Below are 10,881 nucleotides of genomic sequence, written 5' to 3' on the forward strand. Positions count from 1 at the left end.
TAGTTTTAGAATTACGGGCAAAATAGGAATTGTTATACACCCGCTAAAATTTTTATTATCAACAAATGTGATTAGCATTAAATTGATGCTAATCTTTGCCGAATTACAACAAGCAATTACTTACTAATATTACTAAAAGCATGGCACAATTCCAATTTCCGCAGCAGACATCTTTTTACAAGGGTAAGGTTAGAGATGTGTACAGCGTTAACGAAAATTGGCTTGTAATGGTAGCAAGCAACCGTATTTCAGCGTTTGATGTTATCCTTCCACGCCCCATACCATATAAAGGACAGGTATTAAACCAAATAGCTGCATACATGATGGAGGCTACTGAAGATATATGCCCCAACTGGCTGATGGATACACCGGCGCCCAACGTTTCCATTGGTAAAAAATGTAAGCCCTTCCGTATAGAAATGGTGGTTCGCGGCAACCTTACCGGGCATGCCTGGCGTACCTACAGCAGCGGCAAAAGAATATTGTGCGGCGTACCTATGCCTGATGGTTTAAAGGAAAATGATTATTTCCCCACACCTATTATAACGCCCTCTACCAAGGCCGAAGCTGGGCACGATGAAGATATATCCAAAGAAGAAATTATCGCACAGGGCCTTGCTACCGAAAAAGAATGGGGCATCCTGGAACAATATGCCCTTGCATTATTTGCAAGGGGCAAAGAAATTGCTGCGGAAAGGGGGTTGATACTGGTAGATACCAAGTATGAATTCGGCTCGCTTGACGGCCAGGTTTATCTTATGGATGAGATACATACGCCTGATTCTTCCCGCTACTTTTACGCGGATGGTTTTGAAGAAAGGCAGGCCGCTGGCGAACGCCAGAAACAACTGAGTAAAGAGTTTGTACGTGAATGGCTTATCGCCAACAACTTTATGGGCAAAGAAGGGCAGACCGTTCCTGAAATGACTGATGAATGGGTTGGCACCATTTCTCAACGTTATATTGAACTTTACGAAAAAGTTATCGGCGATAAATTTATTCCGGAAGACCTGAGCGATGAAGAAACCGAACTGAAAATATTAGACAGCCTGCACAAATTGAGGGCACTGAATTAAGCTTGCATATAACCAGCATAAGGTTATACCGGCAAATACATAGCACTGCGCTTACATTTGCAGCATGAGCTTAACTGAACTGGACCTGCAATACATCTGGCATCCTTTTACACAGCAAAAAAATATGCTGCCCCCCATCGCCATCACCCAGGGCAGGGGCAGCGTGCTTATTGACGAAAATGGCAATGAATACATTGATGCCATCAGTAGCTGGTGGGTTAACCTGCACGGCCACGCACACCCTTATATAGCGGAGAAACTTTACCGGCAGGCACTGCAACTTGAGCAGGTTATTTTTGCCGGCTTTACCCATAAACCTGCCGTTGAGCTTGCTTCAAGGCTGATACCACTGCTGCCCGGCAATTTCTCTAAAGTGTTTTACAGCGATAATGGTTCTACTTCCACCGAAGTTGCGCTAAAAATGGCGGTGCAATACTGGTGGAACAAGCGGGCTGCAAATGATGAACCTGGTTTAAAGAGAAACAAAATACTCGCTTTTAAAAATGCTTATCATGGCGATACATTCGGTGCCATGAGTGTTAGCGACCGCAGCGTGTTTACGCTTGCATTTCACGATTTGTTGTTTGATGTTATTTTTATAGACACGCCCACCACAGAAAACTTAACTGAAACATTTTCTCTGATACAACAACATGCACATGCCATAGCGGCCTTTATTTACGAACCCCTGGCACAGGGCGCAGGCTGTATGCACATGTACAGCGCAAGTGCAATGGATATGTTGCTGGGCTTTGTTAAGGCACAAAAAATTATTTGCATTGCAGATGAAGTAATGACCGGCTTTGGCCGCACCGGTAAATTATTTGCCAGCGAATACATGGCTGTTAAGCCAGATATTATTTGTCTCAGCAAAGGTCTTACAGGCGGCACCATGGCCCTTGGTGTAACAGCCTGCACACAGGAAATTTACAGCGCCTACCTGGCAGATGATAAGCTGAAAACATTTTTTCATGGGCATTCTTTTACCGCTAACCCGCTGGCCTGCACCGCGGCTAACGCCAGCCTTGATTTGCTGTTGCAGCCTTCCGCATTAAACAAGATTGATTGGCTAACCAATGCCAATAAGCTATGGGCCGGGCAATTACAGCAATCTGCCGCGGAACTGGGCATAAAAAACATACGAACACTCGGTACCATACTGGCCTTCGAAATTGAGCAAGGTAAAGATGAATACCTTAACAATATAAGCGGCGCCATTACACAAAAAGCCATGGCACAAGGCGTGTACATAAGGCCGCTTGGCAACACGGTTTATATTATGCCGCCCTACTCTCTTACCAACGAGGAATACGAAAAAATAAAAGCTGCTGTTATGGATATACTCAGCAACACTGCCTGACGGCCGTGCTGAAGAAAAAATTTTTTGGGCCCGGCAGAAGGAACTGCCATGAAGCATCGTTGCGTCGCACTCTTGTACGCCTTGTACGCTGTTGAGCATTGTGCGGCAGGCAGGCAAATCAAAAACCGTTGCAGGGCCGGGTTAATGTTCTGCAGTTTTCTTTAAATTATCCAGGCTTTGCTCCATTGAGCTGCCCAGTATTTTATCATTCATCATGCTGCCCAGTTTGGCCCATGGGTACCATTTTACATGCTCTTCAAACTTCCATGCTACGGTAGTTACAGGGCCGGCGGTAATAAGCTCTATGGTGGATACCTGGGGGCTGCTCCTGCCCTTCCATTCGTGTTTCCATGAATTAGTTTTATGCTCCAGCAGTTTTATTACGGTGGTGCCAAAAAAAGCGGTAGAACTGTCTTTGGCCACCACTTTCAAATCGCTGGTTTTGGCGCCGGCCATCCAATCGTTCCACTTGTTATAATCTGCTATATAGTTTTTTAAAGTGTCCGCACTTGCAGAAATATTAATGGCCCTTGTAACAATAATGTCCGACGGAAAAAGACTGCCCATAGCAGTGAGCAACACAAAAAAGACAACAACGCTTATTAAACCCAGTTTTACAAAACGCATAATGCTAAATTCAAAAAATTAAACGGTGAATGGTTAATGTCAATAGCTGTTTATAACCAGTTTCCAACAAACTTCTATAAGGGGCTGAAAAGCCGCCCAATGAACCGAACGATGAACGGATTGCGACGCAACAGGCGATACCATGAAAACATGTAGCTGGTATCATAATCGTGAATGGTGAATTACGTACTTCGTACTTGCTTGCATCCCACATCCGTCTTATTCCCACCTAAAAACCTTAACAGCTATGCCATACAAAATAACGCCCCATATTGCCATAATGCCAATTTCTTTCCACACGCTCAACAAGCTGGCGCCTTCAAAAGCTATGTTGCGCATAGCATTGTTGAAATGCGTTAATGGCAAAAGATTGCATATAAACTGCAGCCATTTAGGAAAAACATCTATCGGAAAAAATGTGCCCGCCAGCAAAAACTGGGGCAGCGTAAACAGGTTGGCAAAGGGCGGTATGGTGCTTTCGTTTTTAGCCAGGCTGCTTACGATAAAACCATAACCCATAAATACCACCAGCGCAATAAAACTTAGTACCAGTATTTCCATGAATGTAACCAGGCCGTTTACCAGCGTAAACTTAAAAGCCAGCACACCCATACCAACAATAATAACAGCCGTCATTAACTGAAAAAGCACACGGCTGATGGCTTCGCCCAAAACGATGTACGTTTTTTTTATGGGCGTGGCAAAAAACCTTTTTAACACCAGTTGTTGCCGCAGGTTAAAGAACAGGAAAGACACCCCAAATACGCCGGCACTTAGCAAAGAAAAACCCAATTGTCCGGGAAGGATAAAATCTATACGGCGGTACACACGGCCGGGAATGCTTTCCACTTTGCTATTTACGGAAGCTATAGTGGGAGCTTCTGTATTTTTTATTTTATTAATATTTGCTATTACTGATGTAAGAATGGTTTGGAGTATGCCTACATTTTGTGGGTTAACTGCTTCGGAAGTTGTAAGGTCTATAAGATATTCGGGGTTAGGTGCGTTGTTCCTGCGGATGTTGATGATGGCTGTAATCCTTCCTTTTTCCAGGTCTTCTTTTAACTCGGTTTCAGGCTTATTTTTTATTTTGACAGCAGGCACCTGTTTAATGCCCTGGTACACCATATTGAATGTATCTGACTGCTTATTAAAGGCTACATCTAACGATATGCCGCTTCCGCCACCTATAAAGCCAAACACCAAAATAAAAATAAGCGGGAACCCAATACTGAATATTACTGCGGAAGGGCTTCTGAAAGTGGCCTTTAATGATGCCCCGGCTATTGCAAACATGGCTTTTGCCTGGCTGTAATTTTTTTCCATATCAACTTTCTCAAGAAAACAAAACTATCTTATTATTTTACTGAAGCAAAAAGATATACCATGCCCTCCAGTTTTCTTGCTGATACTTTTGCCATTAATAACCGTGTGAATATTTATTTGTTAAACGCCATTGATGAAAGCCACCTGGCCGATGTGCTGAATGGCAAAGGCCGTAATGTTGGCGAACAATTTGCGCACCTGCACAATGTGCGGCTGATGTGGTTGCAGGCAGCCCAGGGCCCCCTTGCGGAAAATTTAACAAAGCTGGAAAAAGGCGCAATAACAAAAGCTATGTTGCTAACAGCCCTGGAACAATCGGGCAAAGCGATAGAGGAACTATTAGCGGCTGCAGCGGAAACAAACAAAATAAAAGGCTTTAAGCCCCATGCTACAGGCTTTTTGGGTTATTTAATTTCGCATGAAGCCCACCACCGCGGCCAGGTAATGCTTATTTTAAAGCATAACAACCACATGACAGATAAAAAAACACAGTTTGGTATTTGGGAATGGGGCGTAAGATAATTTGGAAACCAACAGACAAATGACGTATATTTGGGAGACAATTGACGGTTATGGCAAAAAAATCAAAAATTACGTACTACACAACCCCCGAACCCCCTGTTCATAAAGTAGAAGAACCAGAAGCAGTTTACCAGCGTACTTTTCGAATGCCCGCAGTAAAAGATTTTCCTTACAGCAAGTTTGAGAAAATAGCGCAAATGATTCCTTTTACTCAAAAAGAATGGGCCGGCATCCTTCACCTCTCCGAAAAAACATTACAGCGTTATTCCAAAGATGATAAAAATTTTGAAGGCATTTATGTAGACAGGATACTTCATGTAGAGCAGCTTATAAGGCTGGGCCTGGAAACATTTACCAGCCCCGAAGCTTTGTACCGCTGGTTAAAAAAAGAAAAAAATGTACTTGGCTTACCCCTTAATTTTGAATCGCTCTACTCTACCCAGGGCATCCAGGATTTAATAGACCAACTTGGAAGAATACAATACGGCGTTTATACATGATAGTTTACAGATTCAGTTCCCCAAGGTATGCGGGAGATATTTCCGGTACCGGGGCAAGGCTAAAAGGCGGAAGATGGAATCCACCCGGTATTGCGGTTTTATACAGCAGCGCACATATATCGTTGGCGCTGCTGGAAGTTTTGGCTAATGCGGGCACCCTGGAAGAACTGGATGGCATTCAGCTTGCTGAAATAGAAGTACCAGAAAACTCTATTTACGAAATAAAAAAAGGCGAGCTTAAAAAAGAATGGTGGAATGATTTTGCTTACACCCGCTGGCTGGGCGAACAGATTATAAGGGACAATAAATTCCTGCTGTTGAAATGCCCGTCCGCTGTTGTAGAACAGGAGAGTAATTACCTTGTTAATCCCAATCATGAGCTTTTTGCCAAAGTAAAACTGCTTACACAAACAACTTTCAGGTTTGATGCAAGGTTATTTAAACAGTAACTAATTCAGGTCAAAATCAAAAGGCAGCCTGGCCTGCGGTATGCCAAACATATCCTGCACTTTCTTTATTTGCTTAAATATTTTATACTGGGGCTCTCCTATTTCTTCTTTGATGATTTTTTCCTTTACATCGGTATTGGAGCTACCGAATATCTGTTCCATAAAGTTTTTCTGTTCAGGGTATTCTCTTGTTCTGTAGTCGCTGGTTTTAGCCAGGCGTGCAGCGCATTCAACCGCGTTATGCAGGGTGCCTATGCGGTCTACCAGGCCAATTTGCAGGGCCCTTTTACCTGTCCATACGCGGCCTTGTGCAATGCTGTCAATAAAATCAATGTCTTTTTTGCGGCCATCCGCTACGCGGCTTTTAAAAGTATGGTAAATGGAATCAACTGAGTTTTGGAAAAATCTTTTTTCTGTTTCGGTAAGCGGCCGGGTGTTGTTTCCCATATCTGCAAACGGCGCCGTTTTAACGCCATCAAAAGTTACCCCAAGTTTATTCTTAAAAAAAGCCGACATATCGGGTATCATGGAGAAAACCCCTATTGAGCCGGTAATGGTAGTGTAATCCGCAAATACAGAATCAGCATTGCAGGCTATGTAATAACCGCCGCTGGCTGCTACATCGCCCATACTTACCACCACAGGCTTAACAGCACGGGCAAGGCTTACTTCACGCCAGATAACATCGCTGGCAAGGGCACTGCCGCCCGGTGAGTTTACCCGGAACACAATAGCTTTTATGCTTTCATCCTGCCGCACTTTGCGTAACAGGTTTTTAAACCTGTCGCTGCTAATTACGCCGTCATCAGATTTACCGCCCACTATTTCACCTTCAGCATAAATAACGGCTATTTTGTCTTTGCCTTCTGTGTTTTTAAAATCTACGGCTTTGCTATACTTGCTGGCTGTTACAAAATTTATTTTGTCTTCTTTTTTCTGGCCCAGCAATGTAGAAATCTCGGCTTTCCATTCATCATCGTACTTAAGCCCATCAATAAGCTTATGTTCAACCGCATCATGCGTGGTTTGTATGGCGCCTGTGTTGGCTAACTGGTGCAGTGTGGCAGTATCAATACCACGGGCTTCAGATGTTTTTAGCAGCAGGTTACCATACAAATCGTTTAACCAAACCGTAGTTTGTTCTTTGTTAGGCGCTGTCATTTGCGTAGCCCTGAAGGGCTCTGTAGCGCTTTTGTATTTACCGGCATAAAATATCTGCGGCACTATTTCCAGTTTATCCAGCGCACCCTTTAAAAACAACAGGTTAGATGCTATTCCATCCCACTCCAACATGCCTTGAGGATTACAGTAAATTTTATCTGCCGCGGTTGCTACGTAATACGATTTCTGTGTAATGTATTCGCCGTAAGCAAGCACAAATTTTTTACTCTGTTTAAAATCAGCGATAGCTTCCCTCAGTTCTTCATTGGTGGCAAACCCGTTGGCATTGTAGCCCGCTTTTATTACAAGGCCTTTAACGGCAGAATCCTTTTTTGCGTATTGAATCATCCGCACCACATCGTACAGGCCAAGTACATTAGCATTTTCGTTACCGGTTATTTCCGCTATGGGGTTTTCCTGAGATTGCTCGGGAAAAGGCTGGCTAAGGTCTATTACCAGTACAGCTTTATTACCTACTACAGGCTTATCAGCCGTAGCGGCACTGCTTATTACCCAAATGCCAATGAAAAACACTACCACGGAAAAGATAACAAGGGCCAATAGGGAAGCAAAGAATATTTTAAAAAAATTTCTCATAGTAAGTCCTCATGTTAAAAATAATGATATTTGCTGCCCCTCATTTTTTACTTTATGAATAAGGCATACCTGCTGACAGGCGGCAATTTAGGCAATAGAATGGATTATTTGTCAAAAGCACAAACATTAATAGAACAGCTTTGCGGAAACATAGCGGCCACGTCCGCGGTGTACGAAACCGCGGCCTGGGGCCTGCAGGAGCAGCCTTCTTTCTATAACCGTTTGCTGGTAACAGAGACTAACCTGGCACCCGAAAAGCTCATGGAAACACTACTGCTGATAGAGGAACAAATGGGCCGCAAGCGCAGTATTAAGCTGGGGCCCCGTACCATAGACCTTGACGTATTAATGATTGACGACCTGGTTATCAACACCCCCCTGCTTACCCTGCCGCACCCGCAAATGCACAACCGCAGGTTTGCGCTGATACCCTTTGCTGAAGTTGCCCCCAACCTTGTTCACCCGGTTTTTAACAAGACCATTGCCACCCTGCTTACCGAATGCCCCGACACACTGGATGTGCATAAAATTTCTTAGGCATACACATGGCTACCGTTAATTTTGAAACGGATAAGCATGAACCATCATTTTATTACAATAGAAGGGAATATCGGCGCCGGAAAAACAACTTTGGCACATTTGCTTGCCAAAAAACTAAACGCCAGGTTAATACTGGAAGAATTCGCGGACAATCCTTTTCTCCCCAAATTTTACGAAAACCCAAAGCAATATGCCTTTCCGCTGGAGCTGTTTTTTATGGCAGAGCGTTTTAAGCAATTAAAGGATATGGTGCATACCAAAGACCTTTTTCAAAGCATAACAGTTTCTGATTACCTGTTTACCAAATGCCTGTTGTTTGCCAAAATAAACCTGCCTGAAGAAGAGTTTCTGTTGTATCAAAAGCTGTTTGATATTATTCACCAGCAGCTCATTTTTCCAGACCTGCTTATTTACCTGCACTCACCTGTTGCCCGTTTGCAACAGAATATAAAAAAAAGAAACAGGGTATACGAGCAGCGGATACCAGATGAATACCTGTTTAACATACAGGAAACTTATACCAGTTACATAAAGCAGCATAATATAAAAACGCTTTTTATTGATACAAGCAATGCCGATTTCCTGGGCAACGAAAAGCACCTGCAGGTTGTATTAGATGCGCTGGAAAAAGATTATGATGGCGGGCAACACTATTTTACACTGCCCTGAAAGTTATCATCAAAACAGGAAATGAAAATGCAGGGCGCCCCCGCCAAAATACAGGGCGGGCCGGGCTATCCGCTACTACTCCGCCACAAGGCCGGCGCACAGAAACCTTCAGCGGGGTATCCGCTTCTATCCCTGGCGCGGTGGTGACACAGGTTGCTTTTTTACCGGCAGATTGATGTGCCAAGTACTAGTTACGAAGTACGAAGCACTTACGCAAACAGGTTGGTTTTTTGCAGGCAGTATGAAATGTTAATTACGAGTTACGAAGTACTTTACATAAAAGGCTGTTTTTATGGCGTCTTGCTTACCGGTAGAAAGTGAAATCAAAGTACTTCGTACTTACTTCGCAGTGGGTGCTATCTACCCTGGCTGAAAAGATGCCATGAAAAACCAGAAGTACAAGTGAGTCTATATGTAAAAGGTTTCGGTGCAGCGGCAGTCCTAAAATTAGGCTGCAAAGAAGAATTTTGCTAAAAAAAACAAATATGAAACAGCAAACTTCAGCCACAACCGAAACCTTGGACAAAGGTAGAAGCCTGATTGATTTCAGCGGCAAAATCATCTATGTAGGAATAGATGTACATCAAAAAGATTACCAGGTTGCCAAATTATTAAATGGGATTTGCCTGGGTAATCACCGTATGGGCAGCAACAGTGAAGACCTTATTAAACACCTGAATAGCCACTATCCGGGGGCCACATTTAAGTGTGTGTATGAAAGTTCGGCCTGGGGTTTCACCCTTCAGCGTTCACTGCAGTCCGCAGGAATGGAGTGCATCGTGGTTCATGCTGCCGATGTATCCACCAGTGATAAGGAGAAGAAAAGGAAGACCGATAAGGTGGATGCCTTAAAGCTGGCCCGCAACCATGCAGCCGGTGAGCTTAAGGCCATCCATGTACCGGGGGAGGATATTCAAAAAGACCGCAACCTGATAAGATTCCGCAAGAAACTGGTAGGGGATCTAAACAGGAGCAGGAACCGGTTGAAAAGCATATTGAAATACCAGGGCATCCAACTGCCGGCTAAATATGAAAAGACCAACTGGAGCCATAATTTTCTGGAATGGGTGGAACAGGAAGCTCAAAAAGACGAACGGCTGAAAAGCACTTTAGTGCTGATGTTGGAACAAATCAGGTTGCTGCGCCAGTTGCTGTTAAAAACGGAAGGTAAATTGCGGGAACTGAAAAAAAGCCGGTACCAGCAAAATACCAGCCTGCTGTTGAGTGTTCCGGGAGTAGGCCCTACAACAGCCCTGTGGTTTTTGCTGGAAGTGGGCGATATCAACCGGTTCAAAGGATTTGACGCATTGAATGATTTAATAGGTTTCTGTCCTGATACGGACAGCAGCGGCGATAAGGAAAAAGATACCGGTATTACCACCCGGCGCCACAAACAATTGCGCAGCCTGCTGATAGAAGCTGCCTGGCAGGCCATAAGGATAGATCCGGCTTTAATGGATTGTTATCAGGCATTAACCAAAAGAATGAAAGGCAACCAGGCCATTATCCGTATTGCCCGTAAACTGCTGCGCAGGATAAGGGCTGTTTTGATAAGCGGTGTGCCTTATCAAAAAGGTGTGGTAAAGTAACGGGAACAGAAATGAGTTTTTTTAAGCCATCCGGCTTACCGATAGTAATACAAAAGGAGCCGCCATGACGGCCCCCTCTATACTATCGTATAAGCACAGGCCCTATCGCTGGCAGGTTGTCCTCCGGCAGAGCCCGCTTCCTGTTCAGGCCGGTGCACAAACTTAAAAATCTAATTTTGAAGCAAACAGTATTATTCATATCACAGAAAGGTAATATCAAACAGTTATAAGGACTGCTTTTTGTGTCCTGCAGTTGCAACATACTGCTCAAGTGAGTCTGCAGCCTTATACTTTTACTTTATGGGATTAATAAAGATTTGCAGCGGCCATGTGCCGACTGCTGATAGGAGTTTCACCACCTGTGATAAAAATCTTTTTTCCAATGACTTAAAAAAACACAACATATTAACCTTGTTTTGCAACCTTTTTCAGGATGGCAGGCAGCGTATTCCTTTACATAGGAGT

Annotated in this window: 11 protein-coding genes; 8 read left to right on the forward strand and 3 right to left on the reverse strand. The window is 43.8% G+C overall.

Annotated features, from left to right (window positions below; all coding sequences use genetic code 11):
- Nucleotides 1–140 precede the first annotated feature (140 nt).
- Both F0364_RS16195 and bioA read left to right on the forward strand, forming a co-directional pair.
- The gene (locus F0364_RS16195; protein WP_153798848.1) at nucleotides 141–1,076 is read left to right on the forward strand and encodes a phosphoribosylaminoimidazolesuccinocarboxamide synthase; all 936 of its coding nucleotides are present in this window, start codon (nucleotides 141–143) and stop codon (nucleotides 1,074–1,076) included.
- 64 nt (nucleotides 1,077–1,140) lie between these two features.
- The gene (gene bioA, locus F0364_RS16200) at nucleotides 1,141–2,436 is read left to right on the forward strand and encodes an adenosylmethionine--8-amino-7-oxononanoate transaminase (protein WP_153798849.1); all 1,296 of its coding nucleotides are present in this window, start codon (nucleotides 1,141–1,143) and stop codon (nucleotides 2,434–2,436) included.
- 141 nt (nucleotides 2,437–2,577) lie between these two features.
- Here bioA and F0364_RS16205 read toward each other — a convergent pair whose 3' ends face one another.
- Complete coding sequence (locus F0364_RS16205) at nucleotides 2,578–3,063, reverse strand: SRPBCC family protein (protein ID WP_153798850.1); 486 nt, start codon at nucleotides 3,061–3,063, stop codon at nucleotides 2,578–2,580.
- A 219-nt stretch (nucleotides 3,064–3,282) separates the two neighbouring features.
- Nucleotides 3,283–4,389 (reverse strand): ABC transporter permease, encoded by a 1,107-nt coding sequence (locus F0364_RS16210; RefSeq protein ID WP_153798851.1) that lies wholly within the window; start codon nucleotides 4,387–4,389, stop codon nucleotides 3,283–3,285.
- Nucleotides 4,390–4,449: 60 nt separating this feature from the next.
- Here F0364_RS16210 and F0364_RS16215 point away from each other — a divergent pair, with 60 nt between their 5' ends.
- Genes F0364_RS16215 through F0364_RS16225 form a run of 3 tightly spaced genes read left to right on the forward strand, consistent with a single transcriptional unit; the run spans nucleotide 4,450 to nucleotide 5,860 of the window.
- Complete coding sequence (locus tag F0364_RS16215) at nucleotides 4,450–4,911, forward strand: DinB family protein (RefSeq protein WP_153798852.1); 462 nt, start codon at nucleotides 4,450–4,452, stop codon at nucleotides 4,909–4,911.
- Nucleotides 4,912–4,961: 50 nt separating this feature from the next.
- Nucleotides 4,962–5,411: an Xre family toxin-antitoxin system antitoxin gene (locus F0364_RS16220; RefSeq protein WP_153798853.1), complete on the forward strand. Its 450-nt coding sequence runs from the start codon at nucleotides 4,962–4,964 to the stop codon at nucleotides 5,409–5,411.
- On the forward strand, nucleotides 5,408–5,860 hold the full coding sequence (locus F0364_RS16225) for an RES family NAD+ phosphorylase (RefSeq protein WP_153798854.1): 453 nt from the start codon (nucleotides 5,408–5,410) through the stop codon (nucleotides 5,858–5,860). The genes F0364_RS16220 and F0364_RS16225 overlap by 4 nt, the downstream gene beginning before the upstream one ends.
- Here the strand turns inward: F0364_RS16225 and sppA are convergent, their stop codons facing one another.
- Nucleotides 5,861–7,618 (reverse strand): signal peptide peptidase SppA, encoded by a 1,758-nt coding sequence (gene sppA, locus F0364_RS16230; protein WP_153798855.1) that lies wholly within the window; start codon nucleotides 7,616–7,618, stop codon nucleotides 5,861–5,863.
- A 54-nt stretch (nucleotides 7,619–7,672) separates the two neighbouring features.
- On the opposite strand from sppA, the gene folK reads away from it, so the two are divergent.
- The 3 genes from folK to F0364_RS16245 all read left to right on the forward strand — a co-directional run bounded on the left by folK (nucleotide 7,673) and on the right by F0364_RS16245 (nucleotide 10,416).
- Complete coding sequence (folK, locus tag F0364_RS16235) at nucleotides 7,673–8,155, forward strand: 2-amino-4-hydroxy-6-hydroxymethyldihydropteridine diphosphokinase (RefSeq protein ID WP_153798856.1); 483 nt, start codon at nucleotides 7,673–7,675, stop codon at nucleotides 8,153–8,155.
- Nucleotides 8,156–8,194: 39 nt separating this feature from the next.
- The gene (locus tag F0364_RS16240; RefSeq protein WP_153798857.1) at nucleotides 8,195–8,827 is read left to right on the forward strand and encodes a deoxynucleoside kinase; all 633 of its coding nucleotides are present in this window, start codon (nucleotides 8,195–8,197) and stop codon (nucleotides 8,825–8,827) included.
- A 485-nt stretch (nucleotides 8,828–9,312) separates the two neighbouring features.
- Nucleotides 9,313–10,416: an IS110 family RNA-guided transposase gene (locus tag F0364_RS16245; protein ID WP_153795953.1), complete on the forward strand. Its 1,104-nt coding sequence runs from the start codon at nucleotides 9,313–9,315 to the stop codon at nucleotides 10,414–10,416.
- The last annotated feature ends 465 nt before the right edge of the window (nucleotides 10,417–10,881 follow it).

Origin of the sequence: Foetidibacter luteolus, assembly GCF_009650435.1 — a bacterium.
Lineage (GTDB): Bacteria > Bacteroidota > Bacteroidia > Chitinophagales > Chitinophagaceae > Foetidibacter > Foetidibacter luteolus.